This window comes from Anaerococcus cruorum (assembly GCF_046365495.1).
Lineage (GTDB): Bacteria > Bacillota > Clostridia > Tissierellales > Peptoniphilaceae > Anaerococcus > Anaerococcus cruorum.
Map to the genome: position 1 here is coordinate 227,900 of NZ_JBGMEH010000001.1, position 24,520 is coordinate 252,419.

Annotated in this window: 36 protein-coding genes; 5 read left to right on the forward strand and 31 right to left on the reverse strand. The window is 32.1% G+C overall.

Going from position 1 to position 24,520, the window contains the following annotated elements:
• Window positions 1-4 precede the first annotated feature (4 nt).
• The 19 genes from rpsE to rpsJ are packed head-to-tail and all read right to left on the reverse strand — an operon-like array spanning window position 5 to window position 8,431.
• A complete protein-coding gene (gene rpsE / locus ACCQ40_RS01110; RefSeq protein ID WP_394010629.1) occupies window positions 5-514 on the reverse strand; it encodes a 30S ribosomal protein S5 in 510 nt (169 codons plus the stop codon).
• 13 nt (window positions 515-527) lie between these two features.
• Window positions 528-893, reverse strand: a complete 366-nt coding sequence (gene rplR / locus ACCQ40_RS01115; RefSeq protein ID WP_394019737.1) for a 50S ribosomal protein L18 — start codon at window positions 891-893, stop codon at window positions 528-530.
• A 9-nt stretch (window positions 894-902) separates the two neighbouring features.
• Window positions 903-1,442, reverse strand: a complete 540-nt coding sequence (gene rplF, locus ACCQ40_RS01120; protein WP_394010631.1) for a 50S ribosomal protein L6 — start codon at window positions 1,440-1,442, stop codon at window positions 903-905.
• Between the two features lie 10 nt (window positions 1,443-1,452).
• Window positions 1,453-1,848, reverse strand: coding sequence for a 30S ribosomal protein S8 (gene rpsH / locus ACCQ40_RS01125; protein ID WP_101539538.1), 396 nt, complete (start codon window positions 1,846-1,848; stop codon window positions 1,453-1,455).
• Between the two features lie 18 nt (window positions 1,849-1,866).
• On the reverse strand, window positions 1,867-2,052 hold the full coding sequence (locus ACCQ40_RS01130) for a type Z 30S ribosomal protein S14 (protein ID WP_394010632.1): 186 nt from the start codon (window positions 2,050-2,052) through the stop codon (window positions 1,867-1,869).
• A gap of 10 nt (window positions 2,053-2,062) precedes the next feature.
• On the reverse strand, window positions 2,063-2,608 hold the full coding sequence (gene rplE / locus ACCQ40_RS01135; protein ID WP_394010633.1) for a 50S ribosomal protein L5: 546 nt from the start codon (window positions 2,606-2,608) through the stop codon (window positions 2,063-2,065).
• A gap of 15 nt (window positions 2,609-2,623) precedes the next feature.
• Window positions 2,624-2,932 carry a 50S ribosomal protein L24 gene (gene rplX / locus ACCQ40_RS01140; RefSeq protein WP_410032261.1) on the reverse strand — a complete coding sequence of 103 codons (309 nt, stop codon included), beginning with the start codon at window positions 2,930-2,932 and terminating at the stop codon, window positions 2,624-2,626.
• A gap of 9 nt (window positions 2,933-2,941) precedes the next feature.
• Window positions 2,942-3,310, reverse strand: coding sequence for a 50S ribosomal protein L14 (gene rplN, locus ACCQ40_RS01145; protein ID WP_394010635.1), 369 nt, complete (start codon window positions 3,308-3,310; stop codon window positions 2,942-2,944).
• Between the two features lie 18 nt (window positions 3,311-3,328).
• Window positions 3,329-3,589 (reverse strand): 30S ribosomal protein S17, encoded by a 261-nt coding sequence (gene rpsQ, locus ACCQ40_RS01150; RefSeq protein WP_394010636.1) that lies wholly within the window; start codon window positions 3,587-3,589, stop codon window positions 3,329-3,331.
• A 5-nt stretch (window positions 3,590-3,594) separates the two neighbouring features.
• Window positions 3,595-3,801, reverse strand: coding sequence for a 50S ribosomal protein L29 (gene rpmC, locus ACCQ40_RS01155; RefSeq protein ID WP_101539544.1), 207 nt, complete (start codon window positions 3,799-3,801; stop codon window positions 3,595-3,597).
• A gap of 2 nt (window positions 3,802-3,803) precedes the next feature.
• Window positions 3,804-4,232 (reverse strand): 50S ribosomal protein L16, encoded by a 429-nt coding sequence (gene rplP, locus ACCQ40_RS01160; RefSeq protein WP_410032262.1) that lies wholly within the window; start codon window positions 4,230-4,232, stop codon window positions 3,804-3,806.
• Between the two features lie 23 nt (window positions 4,233-4,255).
• Window positions 4,256-5,005, reverse strand: a complete 750-nt coding sequence (gene rpsC / locus ACCQ40_RS01165) for a 30S ribosomal protein S3 (RefSeq protein ID WP_394010638.1) — start codon at window positions 5,003-5,005, stop codon at window positions 4,256-4,258.
• Window positions 5,006-5,014: 9 nt separating this feature from the next.
• Window positions 5,015-5,353: a 50S ribosomal protein L22 gene (gene rplV / locus ACCQ40_RS01170; protein WP_101539547.1), complete on the reverse strand. Its 339-nt coding sequence runs from the start codon at window positions 5,351-5,353 to the stop codon at window positions 5,015-5,017.
• Window positions 5,354-5,362: 9 nt separating this feature from the next.
• Window positions 5,363-5,650 carry a 30S ribosomal protein S19 gene (gene rpsS / locus ACCQ40_RS01175; RefSeq protein ID WP_203126086.1) on the reverse strand — a complete coding sequence of 96 codons (288 nt, stop codon included), beginning with the start codon at window positions 5,648-5,650 and terminating at the stop codon, window positions 5,363-5,365.
• A gap of 9 nt (window positions 5,651-5,659) precedes the next feature.
• Window positions 5,660-6,490 carry a 50S ribosomal protein L2 gene (gene rplB / locus ACCQ40_RS01180; RefSeq protein ID WP_410032263.1) on the reverse strand — a complete coding sequence of 277 codons (831 nt, stop codon included), beginning with the start codon at window positions 6,488-6,490 and terminating at the stop codon, window positions 5,660-5,662.
• Window positions 6,491-6,501: 11 nt separating this feature from the next.
• A complete protein-coding gene (rplW, locus tag ACCQ40_RS01185; RefSeq protein ID WP_394010641.1) occupies window positions 6,502-6,795 on the reverse strand; it encodes a 50S ribosomal protein L23 in 294 nt (97 codons plus the stop codon).
• Entirely contained in the window at window positions 6,795-7,418 is a 624-nt protein-coding gene (gene rplD, locus ACCQ40_RS01190) for a 50S ribosomal protein L4 (protein WP_410032264.1), read from the reverse strand. Before rplD ends, rplW begins: the two co-directional genes overlap by 1 nt.
• Window positions 7,419-7,429: 11 nt before the next feature.
• Window positions 7,430-8,065, reverse strand: a complete 636-nt coding sequence (rplC, locus tag ACCQ40_RS01195; RefSeq protein WP_394010643.1) for a 50S ribosomal protein L3 — start codon at window positions 8,063-8,065, stop codon at window positions 7,430-7,432.
• A 54-nt stretch (window positions 8,066-8,119) separates the two neighbouring features.
• The gene (gene rpsJ, locus ACCQ40_RS01200; protein ID WP_044565289.1) at window positions 8,120-8,431 is read right to left on the reverse strand and encodes a 30S ribosomal protein S10; all 312 of its coding nucleotides are present in this window, start codon (window positions 8,429-8,431) and stop codon (window positions 8,120-8,122) included.
• A gap of 397 nt (window positions 8,432-8,828) precedes the next feature.
• On the opposite strand from rpsJ, the gene ACCQ40_RS01205 reads away from it, so the two are divergent.
• Window positions 8,829-9,182, forward strand: a complete 354-nt coding sequence (locus ACCQ40_RS01205; protein ID WP_394010644.1) for a CidA/LrgA family protein — start codon at window positions 8,829-8,831, stop codon at window positions 9,180-9,182.
• Complete coding sequence (locus tag ACCQ40_RS01210) at window positions 9,175-9,876, forward strand: LrgB family protein (protein ID WP_410032265.1); 702 nt, start codon at window positions 9,175-9,177, stop codon at window positions 9,874-9,876. The genes ACCQ40_RS01205 and ACCQ40_RS01210 overlap by 8 nt, the downstream gene beginning before the upstream one ends.
• 33 nt (window positions 9,877-9,909) lie before the next feature.
• Here ACCQ40_RS01210 and ACCQ40_RS01215 read toward each other — a convergent pair whose 3' ends face one another.
• From ACCQ40_RS01215 to hcp, 10 genes are all read right to left on the reverse strand, one after another.
• Window positions 9,910-11,874 (reverse strand): ABC transporter permease, encoded by a 1,965-nt coding sequence (locus ACCQ40_RS01215; protein ID WP_410032266.1) that lies wholly within the window; start codon window positions 11,872-11,874, stop codon window positions 9,910-9,912.
• A complete protein-coding gene (locus ACCQ40_RS01220; RefSeq protein WP_410032267.1) occupies window positions 11,871-12,629 on the reverse strand; it encodes an ABC transporter ATP-binding protein in 759 nt (252 codons plus the stop codon). Before ACCQ40_RS01220 ends, ACCQ40_RS01215 begins: the two co-directional genes overlap by 4 nt.
• A 99-nt stretch (window positions 12,630-12,728) precedes the next feature.
• Window positions 12,729-13,685: a sensor histidine kinase gene (locus ACCQ40_RS01225; protein ID WP_410032268.1), complete on the reverse strand. Its 957-nt coding sequence runs from the start codon at window positions 13,683-13,685 to the stop codon at window positions 12,729-12,731.
• Window positions 13,669-14,355: a response regulator transcription factor gene (locus ACCQ40_RS01230; protein ID WP_410032454.1), complete on the reverse strand. Its 687-nt coding sequence runs from the start codon at window positions 14,353-14,355 to the stop codon at window positions 13,669-13,671. Before ACCQ40_RS01230 ends, ACCQ40_RS01225 begins: the two co-directional genes overlap by 17 nt.
• Before the next feature lie 82 nt (window positions 14,356-14,437).
• Window positions 14,438-15,202 carry a putative ABC transporter permease gene (locus ACCQ40_RS01235; protein ID WP_410032269.1) on the reverse strand — a complete coding sequence of 255 codons (765 nt, stop codon included), beginning with the start codon at window positions 15,200-15,202 and terminating at the stop codon, window positions 14,438-14,440.
• 46 nt (window positions 15,203-15,248) lie between these two features.
• Complete coding sequence (locus ACCQ40_RS01240) at window positions 15,249-16,025, reverse strand: putative ABC transporter permease (protein WP_410032270.1); 777 nt, start codon at window positions 16,023-16,025, stop codon at window positions 15,249-15,251.
• Between the two features lie 46 nt (window positions 16,026-16,071).
• Window positions 16,072-16,605 (reverse strand): DUF4367 domain-containing protein, encoded by a 534-nt coding sequence (locus ACCQ40_RS01245; RefSeq protein ID WP_410032271.1) that lies wholly within the window; start codon window positions 16,603-16,605, stop codon window positions 16,072-16,074.
• 59 nt (window positions 16,606-16,664) lie between these two features.
• Window positions 16,665-18,143 carry a hypothetical protein gene (locus ACCQ40_RS01250; protein WP_410032272.1) on the reverse strand — a complete coding sequence of 493 codons (1,479 nt, stop codon included), beginning with the start codon at window positions 18,141-18,143 and terminating at the stop codon, window positions 16,665-16,667.
• Between the two features lie 36 nt (window positions 18,144-18,179).
• Window positions 18,180-18,827: a Crp/Fnr family transcriptional regulator gene (locus ACCQ40_RS01255; RefSeq protein WP_410032273.1), complete on the reverse strand. Its 648-nt coding sequence runs from the start codon at window positions 18,825-18,827 to the stop codon at window positions 18,180-18,182.
• 129 nt (window positions 18,828-18,956) lie between these two features.
• Window positions 18,957-20,576: a hydroxylamine reductase gene (gene hcp, locus ACCQ40_RS01260; protein WP_410032274.1), complete on the reverse strand. Its 1,620-nt coding sequence runs from the start codon at window positions 20,574-20,576 to the stop codon at window positions 18,957-18,959.
• A gap of 172 nt (window positions 20,577-20,748) precedes the next feature.
• Here hcp and ACCQ40_RS01265 point away from each other — a divergent pair, with 172 nt between their 5' ends.
• The 3 genes from ACCQ40_RS01265 to ACCQ40_RS01275 all read left to right on the forward strand — a co-directional run bounded on the left by ACCQ40_RS01265 (window position 20,749) and on the right by ACCQ40_RS01275 (window position 23,526).
• The gene (locus tag ACCQ40_RS01265) at window positions 20,749-21,255 is read left to right on the forward strand and encodes a PTS sugar transporter subunit IIA (RefSeq protein ID WP_410032275.1); all 507 of its coding nucleotides are present in this window, start codon (window positions 20,749-20,751) and stop codon (window positions 21,253-21,255) included.
• Between the two features lie 42 nt (window positions 21,256-21,297).
• Window positions 21,298-22,098 (forward strand): Cof-type HAD-IIB family hydrolase, encoded by an 801-nt coding sequence (locus ACCQ40_RS01270; protein WP_410032276.1) that lies wholly within the window; start codon window positions 21,298-21,300, stop codon window positions 22,096-22,098.
• A 207-nt stretch (window positions 22,099-22,305) separates the two neighbouring features.
• Window positions 22,306-23,526, forward strand: coding sequence for a diphosphate--fructose-6-phosphate 1-phosphotransferase (locus tag ACCQ40_RS01275; protein WP_410032277.1), 1,221 nt, complete (start codon window positions 22,306-22,308; stop codon window positions 23,524-23,526).
• 52 nt (window positions 23,527-23,578) lie between these two features.
• Here ACCQ40_RS01275 and ACCQ40_RS01280 read toward each other — a convergent pair whose 3' ends face one another.
• Together ACCQ40_RS01280 and ACCQ40_RS01285 are read right to left on the reverse strand one after the other, a co-directional pair.
• Window positions 23,579-24,226, reverse strand: coding sequence for a DMT family transporter (locus ACCQ40_RS01280; RefSeq protein WP_410032278.1), 648 nt, complete (start codon window positions 24,224-24,226; stop codon window positions 23,579-23,581).
• A 49-nt stretch (window positions 24,227-24,275) separates the two neighbouring features.
• Window positions 24,276-24,512, reverse strand: coding sequence for a hypothetical protein (locus ACCQ40_RS01285; protein ID WP_410032279.1), 237 nt, complete (start codon window positions 24,510-24,512; stop codon window positions 24,276-24,278).
• Window positions 24,513-24,520 lie beyond the last annotated feature (8 nt).

Here is a 24,520-nt window from a genome sequence, read left to right on the forward strand (position 1 = left end):
CTCCTTAATAATCGAATTCTTCTACCGATTTACCACGAAGTTTAGCAACTTCTTCAACAGTTTTCATGTTTGAGAATGCTTCTACACATGCATTGATGATATTTCTAGGGTTGCTTGATCCTAGGTTTTTAGCTCTGATGTCTTTGTAACCTGCAAGTTCACAGATAGCACGCACTGGACCACCAGCGATAACTCCTGTACCTTCTAGGGCAGGCATTAGTAAAACATGTCCAGCACCTTTTTCTCCTTCAACTCTGTGAGGAATTGTTGTTCCTACTAGTGGAACGCGGATCATGTGTTTTTTAGCATCTTCTGTTGCTTTTCTAATAGCTTCTGGTACTTCTGTAGCTTTTCCTGTTCCAACTCCAACTACTCCGTTAGAATCTCCTACTACAACAAGTGCTGAGAATCTCATGTTACGTCCACCTTTTACGGTTTTTGCAACTCTGTTTATAGCAACTACTCTATCTTCGAGGTTGAGTTTTTCTACTTCACTTCTTAATAAATAATTCATCCTTAACCTCCTATTAAAACTTAAGACCAGCTTCTCTTGCTGCTTCTGCTAAAGCTTTAACTTTTCCGTGGTAAATATTACCATTTCTATCAAAAGCAACTTCTGTTATACCAGCTTCGCTTGCTTTTTTAGCAATAGCTTCACCTACTTTTGCTGCAGCTTCAGCATTTGATTTGCTATCAAGACCATCTGCTACATCTTTTTGTAGGGTGTTTGCACTTGCAAGAGTTACTCCATTTACATCATCAATAATTTGTGCGTAAATGTTAGCATTTGATTTGTATACGGAAAGTCTTGGTCTTTGAGGAGTACCGCTGATTTTTGCTCTAACTCTTTTTTTACGAGCTTGAAGTCTTTGTCTTTTATTATCTTTAGCCATTTATATCTCCTACTTACCTGTTTTACCGACTTTACGTCTTACATATTCGCCTTCATATCTGATACCTTTACCTTTGTATGGTTCTGGTTTTCTCCATTTTCTGATATTAGCTGCATGTAAGCCTACTAATTGTTTGTCTATTCCTTTTACAATTATTGTTCTGTCATTTGGTACTTCAGTTTCGATACCTTCTGGATCTTCCATGGTTACTTGGTGTGAGAAACCAAGGTTCATAACTAGGTTATTTCCTTGTTTTTGTGCTCTGTAACCTGTACCTTCGATTTGAAGTGTTTTACTAAATCCTTCGGTAACGCCTTCTACCATATTTGCAATAAGTGATCTAAATAAACCATGGTCTACGTTTTGTTGTTTTGTATAATTTTCTGGAATGTTAATTAGTAGTTGGTTATCTTCTTCTACTATTTCAATTGTTTTTGGAAAATCTTGAGTTAAGTTTCCTTTTGGTCCTTCAACTCTGATGTTTTGTCCATCAATTACAACTGAAACTCCATTTGGTATTTCAATTGGTTGTTTACCTATTCTTGACATATATTTCTCCTTACCATACGTAACAAATAACTTCGCCACCGATGTTTTCACTTCTTGCAGCTTTGTCAGTTAAAAGTCCTTTTGATGTTGAAATAATTGCTGTTCCAAGACCGTTTAGTACTTTTGGTACTTCGTTTGCTTTAACGTAAACTCTAAGGCCTGGTTTACTTATTCTTCTTAGTCCTGAGATTACTTTCTCGCCGTTTTCAGTATATTTTAAGTCTATTGTAAGAATTCCTTGTTTGTTGTCTTCTTCTACATTAAATCCGTTTATGAAGCCTTCATCAAGAAGAATTTGTGCAATAGCTTTCTTTTCATTAGAAGATGGTAAGCTTACTTGTTTATGATTAGCTTTAACTGCATTTCTAATTCTTGTTAGCATATCCGCAATTGGATCTGTCATCATAATTAATATCCTCCCTAATTACCAGCTTGCTTTTCTTACTCCTGGAATTTGTCCTTCATTTGCTAGTTCTCTAAAGCAGATACGGCAAATTCCATATTTTCTAAGGTAACCATGTGGTCTACCACAAATTTTACATCTGTTATATTCTTGTGTTGAATATTTATGATGTTTCTTTTGTTTAGCTATCATTGACTTTTTAGCCATTGTTACTCCTTTATTTTGTAAATGGCATTCCCATTAATTGTAAGAATGCTTTAGCTTCTTCATCTGTTTGTGCTGTAGTAACTATAGTAATATCCATCCCATGTAGGAAATCTACATCATCATATTTGATTTCTGGGAATATTAATTGTTCTTTGATACCTAGTGAATAATTTCCGCGTCCATCAAATGAATTTGGATTAATTCCTCTAAAGTCTCTTACACGTGGTAATGAAATAGAGATTAGTTTGTCTAGGAAATCATACATTTTATCACGTCTTAGTGTTACTTTAGCACCAATAGCTTGGCCTTCTCTTAGTTTGAAGTTAGCAACTGATTTTTTTGCTTTTGCTTCTATTGGTTGTTGACCTGTAATAAGTGCAAGTTCATTTTTTACTGAATTTAATAGGTTTTGGTTATCTTTTGCTTCTCCAAGACCAACGTTAATTACGATTTTTTCAAGTTTAGGTACTTGCATTACATTTTCATAGCCAAATTGTTCTATTAACTCTTTTACTACTTCATTTTCGTATTTTTCTCTTAGTCTATTGTTTGCCATAATTTCTCCTTAAACTCAATCGAATTTTTCGTTTGTTTTATGGCTTACTCTAATTTTTCTGCCATCTTCAAGTACTTTGTTTGTTCTTACACCTTTTTTAAGTTCTTCTGAATATAAAAGTACTTTTGAAGCATCAATTGGGCATTCTTTTTCGATTCTGCCGCTTTCTTCACCCATTTGAGTTGCTCTTTGGTGTTTAACGTGAACATTAGCACCTTCAACTACTACTTTATTTTCTTTTGGATAAGCTACTAAAACTTCTCCAACATGACCCTTGTATGAGCCTGATATTATTTGAACTTTATCGCCTTTTTTAACGTGCATAACTTCCTCCTATAATACTTCTGGAGCTAGGGATATAATTCTCATGAATCCTTCCCCTCTTAATTCTCTAGTTACTGGTCCAAATATACGAGTTCCTACTGGTGATTTATCTTCTTTTATGATTACTGCTGCGTTTTCATCAAAGTTGATTTTTGATCCGTCGTTTCTTTTTAAGCCTCTTTTGCTTCTTACAATAACTGCTTTTACAACGTCACCTTTTTTTACCGCTCCGCCGGGTGTTGCACTTTTAACTGAACAAGTTACAACATCACCTATATTTGCATATCTAATTCCAGTTCCGCCTAGAACTTTGATTACTTGTAATTCACGTGCTCCGGAGTTATCTGCAACTCTCATGCGAGTTTCTTGTTGTATCATCAATATCTCCTTAAACTATTAAATAATCTCAGCAGCTTCACTAACTCTAACTAATCTCCATCTTTTTGTTTTTGATAGAGGACGAGTTTCCATTATCACTACTTTATCGCCTACTTTAGCTTCATTATTTTCATCATGAGCTTTATATTTTTTACTTCTGTTAATTCTTTTTTTGTAAACTGGGTGTGATATCTTATCTTCTACTAAAACTGTAATAGTTTTATCCATCGCATCAGATACTACAACACCACGCTCTACTCTTCTACTGTTTCTTTCCATGAAATTTAAGCCTCCCTATTTATATTAAGCTTTCTTTCAGTTTGAATTGTTTTAACTCTTGCGATGTCTTTTTTGACATTTCCTATTGCTGATGGATTTTCTAATTGTCCAGTTGCAAGTCTGAAACGAAGATTAAAAAGCTCACTTTGTAAATCATATAATTGTTTATCTAAATCATGGTCTGATAAATTTCTGATTTCTTTTGCTTTCATTATTATTCCTCCGTACCTGTAACTTCAAGTCTTTGAATGAATTTAGTTTTTACTGGAAGTTTTTGTGCAGCAAGTCTCATAGCTTCTCTTGCAACTTCTTCACTAACCCCACTCATTTCAAATAGTACACGGCCTGGTTTAACTACTGCTACCCAATATTCTGGGGAACCTTTACCAGAACCCATTCTTACTTCTGCAGGTTTTTTAGATACTGGTTTATCTGGGAATACTTTAATCCAGATTTGACCACCTCTTTTGATATATCTTGTCATCGCACGACGAGCAGCCTCGATTTGGTTAGCTGTCATCCAAGTAGCTTCTAGGGCTTGTAAGCCGTATTCACCGTAAGCTAGTTGGTTACCTCTTTGAGCTTCACCTTTCATTCTGCCCCTGTGTTGTCTACGATATTTAACTCTTTTAGGCATTAACATAAGTTTGTCTCCTTATATAAATACTATCTGTTAGTATTTTCGTTTGCGTTTCTGTTAGGACGTCTATTGTTGTTTCTTCTTTTTTTGTTGTTTCTATTATTTGGTCTTTGTTTTAATTTTGGTTCTCTAACTGCTTTTTCGCCTGGTAGGACTTCGCCTTTATAGATCCAAACTTTACAACCAATTTTACCGTATTCTGTATCTGCTTCAGCAAATCCGTAGTCAATGTCTGCTCTTAGTGTTTGAAGTGGAATTGTTCCTTCTGAATATCCTTCGCTTCTAGCCATATCAGCTCCACCAAGTCTACCTGATACCATAGTTTTGATACCTTTAGCTCCAGCTCTCATTGTTCTTTGGATAGGTTGTTTCATAGCACGTCTAAATGCTACCCTGTTTTCTAATGCTGATGCAATGTTTTCTGCTACTAATTGTGCATTTAAATCTTGGTATTTAATTTCTTCTACGTTTATGATAGTTCTTTTACCTGGAGCAACTTTTTCGATTTTTTTCTTAAGTTCTTCAATTCCTGCTCCACCTTTACCGATTACCATTCCTGGTTTTCCAGCATAGATTGTGATTTTAAGGTTGTTTACTGCACGTTCTATTTCGATATCTGCAATACCTGCATCATAAACTTCTTTTTTAATTACTTTTCTGATGTTATAGTCTTCAACTAATAGATCTGAGAATTCTTCTTTGTCTGCAAACCATTTTGAATCCCAATCTTTTATAACACCAACTCTAAATCCTTTTGGGTTTACTTTTTGGCCCATTTTTTCCTCCTATGCCTCTATATTCTCAAGAATTACACCGATGTGGCTGCTTCTTTTTAGTATTGGGTAAGCTGCACCTTTAGCTTTTGGATGCCATCTTTTCATTGTTGGAGCATCATTAGCAAATGCGTTTTTAACATATAAGTCTTCTCTGTCAAGTCCATTGTTGTTTTCAGCATTTGCAATAGCGCTTTTAAGTACATTTTCTAGTAATCTAGCACCTTTTTTGTTTGTAAATCTTAAAATGTTTAGTGCTTCGTCTACTTGTTTACCTCTAATTTCTTTACAAATATAGTTTACTTTAAGAGGAGATATTCTTTGATATTTAGCTGTTGCTTTTACTTCCATTGTCATCTCCTAACGCATTTTACTTTTCATTTCAGTAGCCTTTTTAGCATGGCCTCTGAAAGTTCTTGTTGGTACAAATTCACCTAGTTTGTGTCCTACCATATCTTCTGTGATATAGATTGGCACGTGTTTTCTACCATCGTGAACTGCTATAGTATGTTCTACAAATTCAGGGAATATTGTAGAACGTCTTGACCAAGTTTTTACAACTTTTTTCTCATTTTTTTCATTTAATTCGTCAATTTTTTTCATTAAATGATCATCGACAAATGGTCCTTTTTTAAGTGATCTAGCCATTATATCCCCCTATTTTTCATCTCTTCTTCTTACAATGTATTGTGAAGAAGCTTTTTTCTTGTTACGTGTTTTAACACCGATAGCTTTTTTACCCCATGGTGTCATTGGTGATGGACGACCGATTGGTGTTCTACCTTCACCACCACCGTGTGGGTGATCTACTGGGTTCATTACAGATCCTCTTACGTGTGGTCTACGTCCTAAGTATCTAGATTTACCAGCTTTTCCTAGTCTTACTAATTCGTGTTCAGAATTTCCTACAACACCTACTGTTGCTTTACAGCCTAAGTGGATAAGTCTCACTTCACCACTTGGTAATCTAAGTGTAGCAAAGTTTCCTTCTTTAGCCATAAGTTGTGCACCAGTTCCTGCTGATCTTACTAAGATACCACCTTGTCCTGGTCTCATTTCAATGTTGTGTACTGTTGTACCTACTGGGATATCTCTTAATTCAAGTGCATTACCTGGTTTAATATCTGCATCTTTACCTGAGATGATTTTATCTCCTACTTTAAGTCCTCTTGGAGCTAAGATATATCTCTTTTCTCCATCTGCGTATGAGATAAGAGCAATATTTGCTGATCTATTTGGATCGTATTCAATAGTTTTTACTGTTGCTGGGATATTATCTTTATTTCTTTTAAAGTCGATGATTCTGTATTTTCTTTTTACTCCACCGCCTCTAAAACGAACAGTTGTTCTACCTGTGTTGTTACGTCCACCTTTGCTTTTTAGGTCTGTTAAAAGTGATTTTTCTGGTCTGTTTGTTGTAATTTCTTCGAATGTTGAAACAGACATATTTCTATGGCCGTTTGAGGTTGGCTTTAATTTTCTAGGCATTTAAATCCTCCTTATAAACCTTCGAAGTATTCGATTTCTGCACTGTCATCTGTTAGTGTTACGACAGCTTTTTTCCAGTCAGCTTTTTTACCGATACCATGACGAGTTCTTACTCTTTTACCTTCGTAATTCATAGTTCTAACTTTTTTAACTTTTACACCGTCAAAAATTTGTTCGATAGCAGCTTTGATTTCTGGTTTGTTTGCATTTTTATCTACTTCAAAAGTGTATTTGTTTTCATCAAGTAAGCTCATGCTTTTTTCTGTAATAATTGGTCTTTTAATTACTTCATAAGGTGATTTCATTATATAAATACCTCCTCAAGTTTAGCAATTGCATCTTTTGTAATTACTAGCTTGTTATGTCTTACTAAGTCATAAACATTGATTAAGTTTGCAGCTGATACATCAACACCTTCGATATTTCTAAATGATCTATAAACGATGTTGTCATTTTCTGCTGTTACTACATAAGCTTTTTTACCAGCATCTATTGCATTTAAAATGTTTGCTGCTTCTTTTGTTTTAGGAGCTTCAAATGATAGGCTATCTAAAACTACTAATTCGTTTTCGTTTACTTTTGAAGTAAGAACTGAGTAAAGTGCTTTTCTTCTTAGTTTTTTAGGAACTTGGTAACTGTAGTCTCTTGGTTTTGGTGCAAATACAACTCCACCGCCTGTATAGTGTGGTGCTCTTATTGAACCTTGACGAGCTCTACCTGTTCCTTTTTGTCTAAATGGTTTACGTCCACCACCACGTACTTCAGCACGTGTTTTAGCAGATTGTGTACCTTGTCTTTTATTTGCTAGTTGGTTTTTAACTACTTCATATACAGCGTGTTCGCTAATTTCAGTGTTAAATAGAGTTTCGTTTAACTCGATTTCCCCAACATTTTCTCCTTTTATGTTTAAAACATTAACTTTAGGCATCTAACTCCTCCTTAGTTTTGGCCCTTAACCGCTTGTTTTACTTGAACAAGTCCGCCTTTAGGTCCTGGAACCGCACCTTTAACTAGGATGTAACTATCATCTGCATTTACTTTAACTACTTGTAAATTTTGGATAGTAACTCTTTCATTTCCCATTTTTCCTGAGCCTTTTCTACCTTTGAATACTCTTGCTGGATCTGAACCTGCTGAACGAGCACCTGCTACTCTGTGAGATTTAGAACCGTGAGATTGTGGACCTCTACCATAGTTCCATCTTTTAATAGCACCTTGGGTACCTTTACCCTTGCTTGTTGCAACAACGTCTACGATATCGCCTTCTTCAAAGATATCTACAGCTACTGTATCACCTACTACTAGGTCTACTGGGTCATTTCCGTAGTTAATTTCTTTTAAGTATCTTTTATAAGATGCGCCTGCTTTGTCAAAGTGACCTTTCACTGGTTTTTTGACATTTTTTTCTTTTTTGTCCATATAGCCGATTTGTGCTGCGTTGTAACCGTCTGTTTCTTCTGTTTTAATTTGTACAACTACATTTTCTTCAGCTTTTAGAACAGTAACTGGAGTGATAACTCCGTCTTCATCGATGACTTGAGTCATGCCTACTTTTGTTGTAAATATACTCTTCATGAGTACCTCCTTAATTACAGCGGATTGATTATCCAATCATTCTAATTACAGTTATTATAACTTAATTTCGATATCAACACCTGCAGGTAAGTTTAATTTCTTAAGTGCATCAAGTGTTTTTGCATTTGGGTTAATGATATCGATTAATCTTTTGTGTGTTCTTTGTTCAAACTGTTCTCTAGAGTCTTTGTATTTGTGAACCGCTCTTAAGATTGTAATCTTTTCTACTTCTGTTGGAAGTGGGATTGGTCCAGATACTTCTGCTCCGCTTCTTTTAACCGCTTCTACGATTTTTTCTGCTGAGCTATCGATAACTTCGTGATCATAAGCTCTAAGTCTAATTCTGATTTTTTGTTGATTAGCCATTTTTCCTCTCTCTTTCTATACCACGCCTCCGGGCGTTTGATGTGTGTGGAAACCGCTTAGAATTATTTCTAAACTTGCTAGACAAGAGTTCCCTCATGGTTTTGGCTTAAGCCACAAGCAACATCTTGCTTCAAAGCACCATATTATAATACAACAAAAACATCTTAAAATCAAGCACTTTTACTAGATTTTACAATACTTTATATAAATTTATAAAGATTTCTAAAGTCTATAGAACAATCTCTATTTTCAGACGTTTGATGTATAACATTTACTTAGTATACCGGCTAAAGAGTCTATGTCAAATATTTTTTGGATTATTTTTTAATTATAATATATAATAGTTTCTATAAATACCTTATACATTTATATATAAGGAAAAGAAAGGAAGGAAAATATGGGATTTTTAAAACAATTTGTTATCTTATGCGCATGCTTATTTGTAGGTAGTATATTAAAATACCTAATTCCATTGCCTATACCAGAAACAATTTATGGAATGGCAATACTATTTATACTATTTGTAAGTAAAGCATTAAAAACCGATGATGTAAAAAGCGCATCGAACACCATATTAGATAATATGAGCTTTTTATTTGTGCCTGTAGGGGTTGGAATAATAGAACATTTTGACTTATTTAAAGCAAGCTTTATTTCAATGTTTATTATAACTCTCATATCAACGGCAATTGCTATGACTGTAACTATGCTAGTTGTAACATTAGTTCAAAAAAGGAGAAAAAATGTTTAGTAGTACATATTTTGGTATCGTTTTATCGTTTGTTGTTTTTGAACTAGCTAAAAAACTTACTAGCAAAATACATAATGGAGTTTTAAAGTCTATATTTAATCCTCTTTTAATCTCTATTATTGTTATATCAGCAATATTACATTTGCTAGGGGTTTCTTACGAAGAATATAACAAAGGAGGATCAATAATATCTTTCTTTATAGGTCCTGCAACTGTAGCTCTTATGGTTAGCCTTTACGATAATATAGAAACTCTTAAGAAAAATTTTTCAGCTATAATTATTGGTATTCTGATAGGTAGTTTTGTTTCTATGATAGTAACTATTATCCTTGCTAAGGTTTTAAAAGTTGATGAGTTAATGATGATGACTCTTTTACCAGAATCAGTTACTACACCTATCGCGGTAGGTCTTGCTGAAGAATATGGTGGGATTGCTCCCCTTGCAGCTATAGCAGTTATCATTCGTGGAATAATAGGTATTATTATAGCTCCAATTATAATAAGAGTATTTAAAATAAATGATCCAGTAGCTCAAGGTATAGGACTTGGTACTGCTGCTCACGCTTTAGGAACTGCGGAAGCTCGTGAAATGGGTGATATCCAAGGAGCTATGAGTGGTTTATCAATTGCCGTTGCTGGACTAATGACAGTTATCCTGATGCCACTTATGGTTTTAATTTCAAATGTAATATAGAAAAAACTGCAGGACTTATTTCCTGCAGTTTTTTTATTCTAAAACTATATCATTGTAAGTTTTTTCTGTCATCTTAAAAGTTAGTAGGTAAAAAATTATATAGGCTACAAATACAGAGATTAAGCACATTATATATAATCTAACATTGTTTAAATTTAGCATCTGTAAAAATTTTGTAATAATTGGTATGGCAAAAAGCGAATGCATAAAGGCAAAGGCTAGAGGTAGGAAAAATACGAGTCCCATTTGCTTTGAAATTGACTTTTTAGCTTCCCCATCAGTCATACCAAGTTGGCGCATTGTTTTAAATCTTGCCTTATCTTCCATACCTTCTGAAAGTTGCTTGTAATATATTGCAAGTACTGTTGATACCAAAAATCCTAAACCTAAGATAATACCAACAACAAATATTCCAGCATAGATAGCTAAAAGGTCATATTTTTCTACTTGACTATCCTGTAAGCTAAACCAATGATAATCAGCATCTTTTTCTAGTTCCTCCCATATTTTGTTGGTTAAATCAGGATCATAATCACCATCAACATCAAAGTTTACATTACTAATAGTTTCACCGCCACCATACCAATCTACACTAAAGGTATTTATTGCATTTTTAAAAATATCTGGGTCTTTAAAGATTAGCTGGTCCTTATCGCTCATTGAAATATCTGCAATAGAAATAGGAGTTGGATAGTTTTCCATCAATTCTTTTTTAACACTTATATCCAAGCCATCTAATTTTTCTATCCACCTATTTTTATCACCTTGAATAAAGATGGCATCCTTACCTTCAAAATCATAAGTAGAATCCTCATCCAGGACAAAAGTTACTGCATCTATCTGGCTACCATCTAAGGACTGATCATCTGTAATTTGCTTACTTATAGTAGTCCCTTGCCTATCAACTGGAAGTATAATGCTTTCATAGGTCCAAATGCTGCCTGTTTTATTATTTTCTTTTAAAATCTTATCCACTTCATCTTTATAATAAGCCATATCCTCATTACCAGGAAAGGATAATTTATAGTCAGTTTTAAATAATTCTTCTTGAATCTCACTTGTTGCAAAATAAAGGGAAAAACCTGAAGTTAAAACAACAATTACCATAGTAGATAATATTGCAATACTTGCAAGAGTATTAGCACTATTTCTCACCCTATAAACCAAACCAGAAACCGCTGTAAAGTTTGATTTTTTGTAGTAAAAATTTTTATTTTTTTGAAGTAGTTTTAAAATACCAGAAACTATTACAGAAAAGGCTGCATATGTTCCTATTATTACAAGTAAAACTGCAAGGAAAAATAATTTAAAGGCTTGCATAGGGTTTTGGACAGATAGACTAATGTAGTATCCAGCTCCTATACAAATAATGCCAAATACACCAGTTAAAATTGGATGTTTTGGAGCCTTTTGCCCAGCCTTGGCTTCTTCCATGAAACTTAAGGGAGTAAAACTTCTGCTTTTAAATATTTGTATAATAAGTAAAATAGCAAAAATTCCCAAAAATATAGCCGCTGTTAAAAGTAGGGGAGCAAAGTCAGGAAATATTCCATTTTCTAAAACTTTAATAACAGACTCCATAAGTTTAAATAGACCTGCTAAAACTAATTTATAAACAAGGGCTGAAATTACCGTTCCTAGGACTACTGATTTTAAATATAAATTTAAAAGCTCATGGAAATATATTTTTGTAAGGTGCTTTTTCTCCATACCTAGCATGAGATAGAGGCCAGCTTCCTCAGCCTTATTTTTTTGGATAAATTTATAGTTGGTCAATATCGTAATTATCGCAAATATCGATAAAACTATAGCTCCTAATTTCATTAAGGTTCCAATGGTAGTTGCTCCAAAAAATTGCTTTATTAAAGGATCTACACGAATGGATAAGCATATATTTATAAGCACTATGAAAAAAACTGTTGTCCCAATAAAGGGTAAATATAATCTTTTATGTCTTCTTATCCCATCGATGGCAAGTCTATGATAGAGTGATTTCATTTTACATCACCTCTTTGAAGCATTTGCATGGTAGCTGCAATTTTTTCTGCCATGTCAAATTTTGTAAAGCCAGAATTATAAAGTTGGTGGAAAATTTTACCATCTTTTATAAAGAGTACTCTTTTTGCTTCAGAAGCTGCTTGAACCGAATGAGTAACCATTATTATGGTTTGCCCAGCATTATTTAGCTCTCTAAATACTTCCATTAATTCTCTTGATGAATTTGAATCAAGGGCTCCGGTTGGTTCATCTGCTAAAAGTAATTTTGGATTGGTGATTAAAGCACGAGCTACTGCACATCTTTGCTTTTGTCCCCCAGATACCTCGTAAGGATATTTATTTAAAATTTTATCAATTCTTAAGGGTCTAGCCACATCCTCAACTCTTTTTTCAAAAGTTTCTGGATTTTCTTCTGCAAGTATTAGAGGCAATAATATATTTTCTTTAAGGGTTAGGGTGTCTAATAAATTAAAATCTTGAAAGACAAACCCTAAGTGATCGCGTCTAAATTTTGAGATTTGAGAATCGCTTATAGTAGACAAGTCCTTACCTTCTAAAACTATATTTCCATTAGTAGGTCTATCTAAAAGAGCCAGTAAATTTAAAAGTGTGGTTTTACCTGATCCTGACTCTCCCATTATGGCTATGTATTCGCCCTCTTCTACTGAGAAATTTACATTATCTAGGGCTACTACCTTATTGTCTGACAAGCGTGTCTTATATATTTTTTCTAAATTTGAAACTTCAAGTAACATAAAATCTTCTTCCTTTCTTATCTTTTCTATATAATACAATAGGAAAAAATAAAAATCCTTGGATTAAGCTAACAAATATATCCTTAAAGTGACAATTTGTTAGTTTAAAATACGGCTAAGATTTAATATTACTTTAGTCCCTACATCAACTTCTGATTCTATAAATACATCTATACTTAGGTTATCGGCAGTAGTTTTTACTAAATTTAAACCGATTCCTGTAGATTTTTTGTAAATCCTACCGTTATAACCTGTATAGGATTTATCAAAAACTCTAGGCAAGTCTTCTTTTCTAATTCCGATGCCGCTATCTTCTATAATTAAATTTGTTCCCTTAATATAGATTGATATAAAGCCTTGGTCAGTGTATTTATTAGCATTTGATAAAATCTGATCCAAAATTAAACCAAACCACTTTTTATCAGTAGTTATTTTAAGCTTAGTAGGAGTAAATTTTACTTGGTTTTTCTTTTTTATAAAAACTTTGGCATATTTTTTTATAGATGAGTTGATTAGTTCATCAAGAAAAGCCTCTTCAAAAACAAAGTCTGTTGATAGAGATTCTAGCCTCATATAGGATAAAAGACTCTCTATATACTCTTCAATTTCAAAAACTTCACCTTGTGCAGCATGACTATCAACTGGGTGGTCATTTAAAATTAAACTTAGAGAAAATAAAGGAGTTTTAATTTGGTGGGTCCAGATGGTAATGTAGTCTTTAAAACCTCTCATCTTTAAGTCAAATGCATTTTCCATACGTTCATTTTCTTTTTGAAGATTTAACATTTTTTTAGCAAATTTTGTTTTTTCTATTATATACGGCTCTCTTAAAGTTTTATCCATTGACCAATCGTCTATATCTTGGATAATTTTTCTATATTTGAAGTAGGAAATTATAATATTTACTACGAACATAAATAAAGAAACTAGGACAATATAGATTATATAATTTGTATTTAAGCCAAATAAAGCGCTTGCTAGTAAAAACATGACATAGATTAAAAATATAATTAAGCTATGGACCTTTAGCTTTAAAAACTTATATATTTCTTTCAATATAATATCCCACCTTTTTCTTTGTTTTTATAAAATCTTTTAGCCCTATTTCTTCCAGTTTTTTTCTAAGCCTCATTATATTTACAGTTAGAGTATTATCATCTATAAATTCATCCGTTTGCCAAATCTTATCCATAAATTCTTCTCTTTTAAAAATTTTTTCTGGAAATTCAAACATCATTTCTAATATTAAATATTCATTTTTTGATAAGCTCATCTCTTTATCATCAAACTTTAAGACCATCCTATCCCTATCTATTATTAAGTCTTTGTAGGAAATATTGTTAGAAAAATCTTTATATTCATAAGATCTGCGTAGCAAAGCTTTTATTTTTGCCAAAAGAAAATCCAAATCAAAAGGTTTTGAAATATAATCATCTGCTCCCATGTTCATAGCCATTATTTTATTTAAATTTTCATCAGCAGATGAAATAAAAATAATAGGCACATTCGAAGATTTTCTAATCTGCTCACACCAATAATATCCATTAAAAAATGGCAATGATACATCTAGTAAAACCAAATCAGGATTTGTTTTTATAAAATTTTCATAAACACTTGAAAAATCATCTGGAAAATATACATCATAGGACCAACTTTTTAAAAATTTCTCCAAGGCCTTTAATATCACATCATCATCTTCAACAATAAATATCTTTAAAGGTTCCAGAAGCCACCTACTTTCTTACCTATAATTATAAGTTAAATGCAAAAAAATAAAACCGCCAAGCAGGCGGTTTGAGAGTTTTTGCTTATTTATTTTTCAATTTTTTAAAATCATATCCCCTATCATCCAAATCTTTAATTAGATTTGGAAAGGCTTTTAGTATACGCTTTTCTCCGTACCTTTGAAAACTTTCCTTAAACTCTGTGCTACGTTCATCAAAGTGCTTGCGTTTATAACTTGTTTTTTCTGCAGTTTCTATGCCCCTATGGGCAATTTTTTCTCCAATCTCAGTAGTTACTTCTCCTAGCTTTTCTTTTGATTTCTCTATTTCTTTAAACTTCTTATTAATTCCTAGGATAGTATTTACCGTTGATATTAGATCTATGATAAATATTATAGCTATAATCACATTTACAATTATTAAAAATCTTACCGGAAAGACTTTTACAAACTTTGCTATCATTGGATGGATGGCTTCATAAAGAATAAAGCATAAGGCTCCCCATAATAAAGAATACTCCGCACAAATATAGCCTCCTATATTAAATTTTTTATCCGAATAATCCCACCATTTTTTATGAAATACTTTTTCTAATATAAAGCCAGTTATCAACTCAATAACTGATGCTACAAGCATGCTAGCAAAAAATAAGTATATTTTGCTATTAGTATCAACTTTATTAAGTAAAAGTAAAATAGCAACTGCTGCAAACCCATATATAGGGCACCATGGCCCGTTTAAAACTCCGCAGTTAATATATTTGCCAGCGCGAATACCATTATAGGTAACCTCTAAAATCCATCCAATAATGGCATATATAAAAAAGTAAATTATATAAACTTTTAACATATAAACTCCTGGTATAGTTATAAAATTTGTAAATATCCTGCTACTATTATTTTTTGTTTCTATGCTCTATATTTTCCCATTTCGCTTCCAAATCTTTTAATAGATTAGGATAGGCACGTAAAATTCTTCTTTCTCCAGATGAGTTAAATAAATTTTTAAACTCAGCACTTCTTTCGTCAAATCCCTTAGCTAACTTTGAGCTTTCTAATTCCTTTTTCTTATCTAGGGCAATAAATGTTTTATCGGCAACTCTCCTGCCTATATCATCTGAAACTTTTCTAATATCCTTTGATTGATTTTCTATAGCTTTAAACTTATCGCTTAGACCCATTAGAGTTATCACAGTGGATACAAAATCGATTATAAAAACTACTAGCATTAAAATATTTATACTTAATAAAATTTTTGCTGGAATAAGAATTACTGCTTTTTTTATAAGTGGATGGATGGCTTCATAAAGTATAAAACATATTGCTCCCCATAATAATGAAAATTCTGCACAAATGTAACCTCCAAGGTTAAATCTATAGCTAGTATAGTCCCACCATCTTTTATGAAATATTTTTTCTAAAATAAAGCCCGTTATAAGCTCTAATAAAGTCGATATAAACATAGCAGAAAAAAATAATACTAATTTATTACCATCCCCTACCAAATTTAAAAAAGAAATTACCGATAAAGCTCCAAATCCATATATAGGACAATATGGTCCATTAAAAAATCCCCTGTTTATAAACTTTCCTTTAGTTATAACATGAAATGATACTTCAAGTATCCAGCCTATAATGGCATATATAAAAAAATATGATATATAATATTGCATAAAAAATACTCCTAAGAATGACTTCTTAAGAGTATATCTTACAAATTTATTTTATTTCTTCAATAACTTTTATAGCTTCTTCTTTATCGATTGTACTTCTTGTGTAAATGTGGTTTTCTCCATCCTTAATTACAATGTAGTTAAATGAACCATCATCCCAGAATTTTCCTGTGTTTTCCCCAATTGTGATGTCTTCTGCATCTGCTGGTACTGTTACAATCTCTTCTAATCTTTCATCTTTTGGTGTGATTTGTATTGTAATTTTTTTAGCAGGATTTTTTTCTGCCATGTATTCTACAGTTCTTAGGTCATTTTTTTCATCTTTAAAGTTTTCTACAAATGTTTCTGGTAGGTAGCCAAATTCTAGGTCATAGATGCCTTTCTCTCCTGCATCTTTATTTGCTATTTCATTTGCTGGAACTGGCTCTACTGCAACATCACCAGTTTTTTCAGCTTCTTTTACTTCTTCGCTTGTTTCTTGAGCCGGTTTTTCTTCTGATGGCTGTGTATTGCCACAAGCTGTAAGTGGTGCAGATAAAGCTAAAATTAAAGCTAATGATAAATATCTCTTATTTCTCATAAAATCTCCCCTTTTATTCATACAGGCATAATTATACTACTTATTTTAAAAATAAAAAATTATTTATTATTATTCTTATCATATTCTTTCAAATGAGCTTTAGCCCTTGATAAAAATTCCTCCATTACTTTAATTCGTGCATAATGTTTCTGATTACCTTCCACTATTATCCAAGGAGCATAGTCGACATTTGTTCTATATAACATCTCATCCATAGCATCGATATAGCTACTCCATTTATCACGATTGCGCCAATCTTCATCTGTAATTTTATAGTTTTTATCAGGATTATTTTCACGATCCATAAATCTTTGATATTGGGTATCTTTATCTATTACTACAAAAAATTTCAAAATTAATGTTCCATGCTCAGCAATTTGTTTTTCAAACTCTAGTATTTCATCATAGGCTCTAGCCCATTCACTTGTACTAGCAAATCCTTCCACTCTCTCAACCATTACTCTTCCATACCATGATCTAGAAAAAATCCCCGTATAACCATCTTCTGGTAATTTATTATAAAATCTCCATAAATAATTATATTCATTTTCTTCTTTGCTTGGTGCAGAGATAGCATGGACAGTATAAAGTCTTGGGTCAACTTTTTTTATCAAACGCTCAATAGCCCCATCTTTTCCAGCGGCATCTACACCTTCAAATGCTAAAACTGTAGAAATACCTCTTTCGTAAAATTGAAAAAGAAAATCCTTGATTTCTTTTTCTAACTTGTCTTTTTTCTCATCATATTCTTTATCCGAGATACTTTTATTTAGGTCTAAATTTTCTATTACTTTTATTGGATTGCTATAAGATCTTTCTTCGTTTTTGCTATCAATTCTTTGAGTTGATACGCGTTCTAGTCCTATTGTAAGTTCTTCTAACATTTGATAGAGAGCTTCCTTGGAGGCTTTTTTCAAATTGTTACTGTCAATAATGGTCCAAGGACTAAAATCAAAATTTGTTTTTTCTAAAATATTTTCAAAGTGCTTTTGATATTCCTTATAGTTTTTATTTTGATCTTTATCAGACTGGGTTAAATAAAAGCTTTTTTGTTTACTATTTTCTAATTCTTTAATTCGTTTTTTCTGCTCATCTTCGCTTACATTTAAGAAAAGTTTTATAATTATTGTCTGGTCATCATAAAGCATTTTTTCAACTTTTCCTAAAGACTCTATCCTGTTTTCCAAATCTTTGTCATTAACATTTATATCGTCAAACAATTTATAATAAAATGATCTATCAAAAACTTTTATATGGCCTTTTTTAGGGATGCTGTCAAAAAATCTTTTTGTAAAGGGATATTTTTTATCATATTCCTCATCTTTTTCAAAAACTTCAACATCGCAATATTTTGGATTGAGCTCTTCAGTTAAATCATTAATCACATAACCCTTGCCTGAGGACTCAAAACCATCTATCATCACCAATACAGGTATTTTCAAATTTTCACATATTCTTGAAAGTCTTGCAAGTCGCGTTTTTAAATCTGATTTGCTTATCTTATCAAAATCCTCTTGGTAACTTTTATTTAAATTCATAATCCTCTCCTTAATGCTTTGATACCCCGTTTTTTCCTAAATGATATCAGCTAAAAGACTACGATTTTTTATTTTTATAATTTTATCCTTAACTTCGATAAGTCCATCATCAACCATATTGGAAAGTTCTCTGGAAAGAGATGGTCTAGTAGTAGCTAATATATCAGCCCATTCTTCGCGAGATAAATCAGTTTTTACCATTTCATTTTCTTCATTTATTATTAAATATTTTGCTATTTTTTGCCTTAGCGTAGATTGAGAAGTAATCTGATTTGATCTACTTAGTTGCAAGCATTTTTTAGAAACTAAGTTTGTATAGGAGATTAAAAAATTTCTTGGTATATCATCTGCAAAAAGTTTTTTAAAATCATGGATTACAAGTACTTTGGAATCAGTTTCTGCTTGAGCAGAAAAATCAAAGGATTCTTCAAAATAGGAGTATACTTCTCCAAATATGGCTGGTTTATTAAACTTTCTAATGATAAATCTTTTACCATTAGGGTCTATTTTATAAACTAAAATACTACCTTCAATCAAGTAATACATAGCACCTGTGACTTCTCCAACAGTAAATATTTGCGAATCTTTTGAATAGATTTTTTCTTCAAATTTTGTTTTTTGAGTCAATATTTTTAATTCTTCATCAGATAAGTTTTTAAAAAGTGCAATTTCTCTTAAATTCATATTTCACCTCAAGATAAGTATAAAAAAAGAAAGTAAATTTTTCAATGTATTTTACTAATTAATTTACTTATCTAAAATATTTTGTATAAAAAAATCAGGTCCTTTTTAGAACCTGATTAAAATATTTTATTAAGCTGTCATTGTTGCTAAATCTTCTTCTACTGTAGAAATTGGAGCAATGCCAAAGTTTTCTACTAAGAAATCTACAACTGTTGGTGATAAGAATGCTGGTAGTGTTGGTCCTAGGTGGATATTTTTTATTCCTAGACTTAGTAAAGCTAGTAATACTATTACTGCTTTTTGTTCATACCAAGCAATATTATATTCAATTGGTAAATCGTTGATATCGTCTAATCCAAAAGCATCTTTAAGTGCTAGTGCAATTTGTACAAGTGAGTATGAGTCATTACATTGACCAGCATCTAGTACTCTTGGAATACCATTTATATCTCCAAGTCCTAATTTGTTGTATCTATATTTTGCACAACCTGCTGTTAGGATTACGTGATCTTCTGGTAGGCCTTGGGCAAATTCTGAGTAGTAATTTCTTTCTTTAAATCTACCGTCACATCCACCCATTACTACGAATTTTTTGATATTGCCAGCTTTAACTTCTTCTACAACTTTATCAGCTAATTGGATAACTTGATTGTGAGCAAATCCACCTACTACTTTTAAATCTTCAAGATTTGTTGGAGCTTCACAAGTTTTAGCTAATTCAATGATTTCAGAGAAGTCTTTGTAGCCATTTTCATCAGCTTCGATGTGTTTGCAACCTGGATATCCTGCTTGGCCTGATGTAAACATTTTATCTTGGTAAGTATTATCTTTTTTCATTGGAACAATACAGTTTGTTGTCATTAAGATTGGACCATTGAAAGCTTCAAATTCTTCATTTTGGTGCCACCAAGATGAACCATAATTTCCGTGGAAGTGGTCGTATTGTTTAAATTCTGGATAGTAGTTTGCAGGAAGCATTTCTGAGTGAGTATAAATTTCTACTCCACTATCTTTACTTTGTTCTAGAAGCATTTTCATATCGTGTAGGTCGTGGCCTGAAATAAGAATTCCTGGTTTGTTACCTGCAGAATAATCTACTTCTGTGATTTCTGGGTTACCATAGCTTGTTGTATTTGCCTTATCTAAAAGAGCCATAGCTTTTACACCGTGTTCACCAGTTGCCATTACAAGGTCAATTAGATTTGGTACTTCTTTATCAGCTTTTGTTGTCTCTTCAAGTGCTTTAGCGATAAATCTATCAACTTCCACATCTCTATAACCTAATACATTTGCATGGTGGTTATAAGCAGCCATCCCTTTTAGACCATATGTAGTAAGTTCTGTAAGACTTCTTTCATCTTCATTTACTATATTTAAAACACCAACTTCAACAGCTTTTCTTTCTAATTCGCTATCATCCATGGATGAATAAAGAGCAAAATCAGATAGACCTTCTTTATCTTCAACTTTTTCTAAAAGCTCATCTTTCATTTGAATAGTTTCTTTAACTATTTTAAAGATTGCTTCTGTATCAAAGTTTGCATTTGTAATTGTTACGAATAAGTTTTTTGAAATTTTATCATAAACTTTTTCATTATCCTCACCTAGTCTATTAGCAACTTCAGCAAGTCCTTTTGTTACGTATATTAATAAATCTTGGCTATTTGCAGTATCTTCTTTTTTACCGCAAACACCTTGGATGGTACATCCTTCATTTTTTGCTGTTTCTTGACATTGATAACAAAACATATATTACTCCTTTTGTAAATTTAAATGTTAAATATCTACTATGATTATAGTATAAAATAGATTCCATTAAAAGTCGGTAACATATGTTACAATTTCATTTTTTTTTATAAAAAAGTCGATAATAATTACGGGTATAATTATAGAACAGTCTAAAAAACTTAAGGAGGAATGTATGGGATTATTTGATCTCTTTAAATCAAAAACAAACGAAAATACACAAGCAAGTGATAATATAATACTCGCACCTATGAGTGGTGAAGCAAAAAATATAGCTGAATGCGACGACCAAGTTTTTGCTCAAAATATTGTAGGAAAAGGCACAATGATTATTCCAAGTGTGGGTAAAGTTTATGCACCAGTTGATGGAACTATAACCATGGTGGCTGAAACAGGACATGCTATTGGCATAACATCTGATAGTGGACTTGAAATTTTAATTCATATAGGTCTTGATACAGTAGACCTTGCAGGCGCACCTTTTAATATAAAAACCAGCCAAGACCAAAATGTTAAAAAAGGAGATTTACTTTTAGAATTTGACATAGAACAAATAAAATCCAACGATAAACTTACCCAATCACCAATCATAGTTACAAATCCAGATGGCTATGAAATAACCGTATTAAAATATGGTGAAGTAAGCCATGGTGATGATTTAATCGAAGTTAGAAAAATTTAAGGTATCAGTAGTGATACCTTTTTATTAATTAAGGAAAATAATATGAAATTAATAGCAGTAGATGTAGACGGAACACTTTTAAATAGCAACAACGAAATTTCTCCAAAAACCAAAGAAACTTTGATAAAGGCTGGAGAAGAAGGCCATAAAGTTGCAATAGTTTCTGGACGTCCAACTTCTGGAGTAGGATATCTTGCGAAAGAATTAGAATTTGAAAAATATGGCGGACTTCTTTCAAATTATAATGGCGGATCGATAACAAATTTTAAAACTGGTGAAGTAATTTCTAACCACACTTTGGATTTGGATCTAGCCAAAGAAATTTTAACCGCTACCAAAGATTTGCCACTTGAAATAATTATTCCAAGTGGAGATAAGATCATTTCTGATTCAGAAAATAAATATTTGGATGTTGAAAGAAACTTACTAAAAGTTGAGACAGAAGCTATAGAAGGACTTCGCGAAAATTTAGATTTTGGTCCAAACAAAATTATTTTTGCCAATGATCCAGAAATACTCGACGAACACCTAGAGTTTTTAATCAACACCTACGGAGAAACAACCGCCCAAGTCAGAAGCCAAAGATTTTATTACGAAATCATGCCAAAAGATCTTTCAAAAGGCAATAGTTTATTAGAGATTGCAAAATATTATAATATTGACCAAAAAGATATAATTGCCTTTGGTGATGAATTAAATGATGAAACAATGATAGAAGTAGCTGGCACAGGAGTTGCTATGGGCAATGCGGTAGAAAAGATAAAAGAAATAGCGGACTATGTCACCTTATCAAATGATGAAGACGGAATAGCGGATTATTTAGAAAAGTTTGTACTAAATTAAGTTTTACGTAAATTTATAAATTAATATTTTGCTGATAGATTAATTAATAAAATGAACATGCTATCATTCTTGATAAATCATTTTAAAAACTATTATAGAAAAAGCTTCACACCTTTATAAAAATACTAATGATTATCTATATTAAGATAATGATAAAATTTATAGTAAGGTATTATTAGTAACTAATATAAAAAAGGAGAATAATTAATGAATATTATAGTGGCTCAATCTGGTGGACCGACTAGTGTTATCAATTCTTCCCTTGCTGGAGTAATTTCTGCAGGAATAGAAAATGATTTTGATAAAATTTATTTAAGCCTTCATGGTATTGAGGGGATAATAAATGATGAAATCAAGGAAGTAGATAAGGAAAAATATAAGAATAATAATATTAAAGATAAATTAATGGCTAGACCTTCTTCTATCCTAGGGTCATGTCGTTTTAAGCTTCCAGAGTCTTTTGATGATGAGGTTTTTGAAAAAATATTTAAGACTTTAAAGGCTTATGAAATATCAACCTTTGTCTACATAGGCGGAAATGACTCTATGGATACAGTTATGAAGCTAAATGTCTATATGAAGGAAAATAATATAACTGATATAAACATAATAGGTTGTCCAAAAACTATTGACAATGACTTAATGGAAATGGATCACTCTCCAGGATTTGGATCTGCTGCAAAATACATAGCATCCACTTTAAGAACTCTTAGAACTGATGTGGATATTTACGATTTAAAATCAGTTACCTTTGTAGAAATCATGGGCAGACACGCAGGATGGCTTGCCACTTCTGCTCTAAGTGCAAATTATAAAATGGACAAGGAAGTTGTAAACCTTGTTTACTTACCAGAAGATCAAAAATCTCTAGACCAAGTTTTTGATGAAATCGAAGATGCCTTAAAATATGAAAATAATCTTATAGTTGCTGTAGCAGAAGGTTTTAGAGATAAAGAAAATAGATTAGATGAAGAAACATTTACCAATAAAAATGATGCCTTTGGTCATAAAATAGTCTCTGGAGTAGCAAGTAGGTTAGCTGATATTGTTCGTAATAAGCTTAAAATAAAATCTCGTGCAGTAGAACTTTCTATTGTTCAAAGAACCAGCAATCTCATTAGTAAAACGGATGCCAGTGAAGCATATAACTTAGGCTACAAAGCTATTGAAATTGGCATGGATAAAACTAATCTTATCCCTGTTTTAAAAAGAAAAGATACCGCTAGCTACGAAGTTTACTATGAAGCTGTAAGTCCAGAAAAAATCGCCAATAAGGAAATGAAAATCCCTAAAGATTGGCTAGTAGATAAAAAGACTCTAGAAGAAAAAATTACTTCCTATACCCTCCCTCTTATAACAGGAAGTATAGAACAAAGTTATGAAAATGGCATGCCTGTTTTTGTAAAACTTGATGATTTTATACTATAAATATAACATAAATAAAAACTCTACTTGGTAAAACCTAGTAGAGTTTTTTAATCTAATTTTTCTTAGTAAATTTTTTATCCTTATTAATATTTAAAATCAAAGAGCCGAGTATAACTAAGATGAGACCTATAAGTAGGTTTACAGTAAAAGTTTCTCTTAAAATAAGTACTGATAAGATAGATCCAAATATAGGGATGAATAATTTATACATGCCCATTTCCCCTGCTGCATGATATTTTAAAACTATATTCCAAATCACATAAGCTGTTGCAGAAATGAAAGCTCCATAGATTAGTAAAATAATTGCAAGGGGTGTAAAAATTAGTGTATTGGTGTTCATAATAAGGCCAATTATGATTAATGGCACAGAACCTAGGATAAATTGCACAGCAGTCACAAAAAATTCATTTTGACTAGCGCCATATTTTCTTACATAAACTGCAGATAGGGCATTAAAACTTGTGGCAATCAAAATAAAACCCTCACCTATTAGGCTAAAACCGCTTCTAAAATTTGTAAGACCACCATTTACAACTACTATTCCCAAAGTTCCTAATAAAATTGCAAGGATAGTTTTACTGTTTATTTTTTCACTTGGTAGCATTATTGCTGATAAAATAACTACAATGAAAGAATTCATAGCTTGAATAATAGATGCCTTGATGCCGGCAGTATTACTCATACCTATATAATAAATCATATATTGAATAAAGGTTTGGATGAGTGAAAGAACAATTATATATTTCCAATCAATATTCTCTTTTTTTCACCTTTTTCTTATTAATAGTCTTGTAATAAATAAAGGCCAAAACTCCAGCTAGAAAAAATCTTATACCTGCTATTAAAATTTGAGCTCCAGTATCAGTTCCAGTAACATCGAGAATCCTATAAGTTGTTTTTATAGTTGGGACTGCAGATCCCCATAAAAACATAGCAAAAAGCGTAAATAAAATCGCAGTATTTTTATCTTTTAAATTTACTTTCATACATTTTC

What these genes read in the sequence shown, in the direction of transcription:
- ACCQ40_RS01280 (WP_410032278.1), bottom strand. Translation starts at nt 24,226, where the DNA reads ATGATTTATTATATAGGTATGAGTAATACTGCCGGCATCAAGGCATCT.
- rpsH (WP_101539538.1), bottom strand. Translation starts at nt 1,848, where the DNA reads ATGATGACAGATCCAATTGCGGATATGCTAACAAGAATTAGAAATGCA.
- ACCQ40_RS01255 (WP_410032273.1), bottom strand. Translation starts at nt 18,827, where the DNA reads ATGAATTTAAGAGAAATTGCACTTTTTAAAAACTTATCTGATGAAGAA.
- rpsC (WP_394010638.1), bottom strand. Translation starts at nt 5,005, where the DNA reads ATGGGCCAAAAAGTAAACCCAAAAGGATTTAGAGTTGGTGTTATAAAA.
- rplB (WP_410032263.1), bottom strand. Translation starts at nt 6,490, where the DNA reads ATGCCTAGAAAATTAAAGCCAACCTCAAACGGCCATAGAAATATGTCT.
- ACCQ40_RS01270 (WP_410032276.1), top strand. Translation starts at nt 21,298, where the DNA reads ATGAAATTAATAGCAGTAGATGTAGACGGAACACTTTTAAATAGCAAC.
- rpmC (WP_101539544.1), bottom strand. Translation starts at nt 3,801, where the DNA reads ATGAAAGCAAAAGAAATCAGAAATTTATCAGACCATGATTTAGATAAA.
- rplF (WP_394010631.1), bottom strand. Translation starts at nt 1,442, where the DNA reads ATGTCAAGAATAGGTAAACAACCAATTGAAATACCAAATGGAGTTTCA.
- rplE (WP_394010633.1), bottom strand. Translation starts at nt 2,608, where the DNA reads ATGGCAAACAATAGACTAAGAGAAAAATACGAAAATGAAGTAGTAAAA.
- rplD (WP_410032264.1), bottom strand. Translation starts at nt 7,418, where the DNA reads ATGCCTAAAGTTAATGTTTTAAACATAAAAGGAGAAAATGTTGGGGAA.
- rplX (WP_410032261.1), bottom strand. Translation starts at nt 2,932, where the DNA reads ATGCACGTTAAAAAAGGCGATAAAGTTCAAATAATATCAGGCTCATAC.
- ACCQ40_RS01220 (WP_410032267.1), bottom strand. Translation starts at nt 12,629, where the DNA reads ATGTTACTTGAAGTTTCAAATTTAGAAAAAATATATAAGACACGCTTG.
- rplN (WP_394010635.1), bottom strand. Translation starts at nt 3,310, where the DNA reads ATGATACAACAAGAAACTCGCATGAGAGTTGCAGATAACTCCGGAGCA.
- ACCQ40_RS01285 (WP_410032279.1), bottom strand. Translation starts at nt 24,512, where the DNA reads ATGAAAGTAAATTTAAAAGATAAAAATACTGCGATTTTATTTACGCTT.
- ACCQ40_RS01215 (WP_410032266.1), bottom strand. Translation starts at nt 11,874, where the DNA reads ATGAAATCACTCTATCATAGACTTGCCATCGATGGGATAAGAAGACAT.
- rpsJ (WP_044565289.1), bottom strand. Translation starts at nt 8,431, where the DNA reads ATGGCTAATCAACAAAAAATCAGAATTAGACTTAGAGCTTATGATCAC.
- rpsS (WP_203126086.1), bottom strand. Translation starts at nt 5,650, where the DNA reads ATGGCTAGATCACTTAAAAAAGGACCATTTGTCGATGATCATTTAATG.
- ACCQ40_RS01265 (WP_410032275.1), top strand. Translation starts at nt 20,749, where the DNA reads ATGGGATTATTTGATCTCTTTAAATCAAAAACAAACGAAAATACACAA.
- rplV (WP_101539547.1), bottom strand. Translation starts at nt 5,353, where the DNA reads ATGGAAGTAAAAGCAACAGCTAAATATCAAAGAATATCTCCTCTTAAA.
- ACCQ40_RS01245 (WP_410032271.1), bottom strand. Translation starts at nt 16,605, where the DNA reads ATGAGAAATAAGAGATATTTATCATTAGCTTTAATTTTAGCTTTATCT.
- ACCQ40_RS01250 (WP_410032272.1), bottom strand. Translation starts at nt 18,143, where the DNA reads ATGAATTTAAATAAAAGTTACCAAGAGGATTTTGATAAGATAAGCAAA.
- rpsE (WP_394010629.1), bottom strand. Translation starts at nt 514, where the DNA reads ATGAATTATTTATTAAGAAGTGAAGTAGAAAAACTCAACCTCGAAGAT.
- rplW (WP_394010641.1), bottom strand. Translation starts at nt 6,795, where the DNA reads ATGAAATCACCTTATGAAGTAATTAAAAGACCAATTATTACAGAAAAA.
- rplP (WP_410032262.1), bottom strand. Translation starts at nt 4,232, where the DNA reads ATGTTAATGCCTAAAAGAGTTAAATATCGTAGACAACACAGGGGCAGA.
- ACCQ40_RS01235 (WP_410032269.1), bottom strand. Translation starts at nt 15,202, where the DNA reads ATGTTAAAAGTTTATATAATTTACTTTTTTATATATGCCATTATTGGA.
- hcp (WP_410032274.1), bottom strand. Translation starts at nt 20,576, where the DNA reads ATGTTTTGTTATCAATGTCAAGAAACAGCAAAAAATGAAGGATGTACC.
- ACCQ40_RS01275 (WP_410032277.1), top strand. Translation starts at nt 22,306, where the DNA reads ATGAATATTATAGTGGCTCAATCTGGTGGACCGACTAGTGTTATCAAT.
- rplC (WP_394010643.1), bottom strand. Translation starts at nt 8,065, where the DNA reads ATGAAGAGTATATTTACAACAAAAGTAGGCATGACTCAAGTCATCGAT.
- ACCQ40_RS01130 (WP_394010632.1), bottom strand. Translation starts at nt 2,052, where the DNA reads ATGGCTAAAAAGTCAATGATAGCTAAACAAAAGAAACATCATAAATAT.
- ACCQ40_RS01205 (WP_394010644.1), top strand. Translation starts at nt 8,829, where the DNA reads ATGGGATTTTTAAAACAATTTGTTATCTTATGCGCATGCTTATTTGTA.
- rplR (WP_394019737.1), bottom strand. Translation starts at nt 893, where the DNA reads ATGGCTAAAGATAATAAAAGACAAAGACTTCAAGCTCGTAAAAAAAGA.
- rpsQ (WP_394010636.1), bottom strand. Translation starts at nt 3,589, where the DNA reads ATGGAAAGAAACAGTAGAAGAGTAGAGCGTGGTGTTGTAGTATCTGAT.
- ACCQ40_RS01210 (WP_410032265.1), top strand. Translation starts at nt 9,175, where the DNA reads ATGTTTAGTAGTACATATTTTGGTATCGTTTTATCGTTTGTTGTTTTT.
- ACCQ40_RS01240 (WP_410032270.1), bottom strand. Translation starts at nt 16,025, where the DNA reads ATGCAATATTATATATCATATTTTTTTATATATGCCATTATAGGCTGG.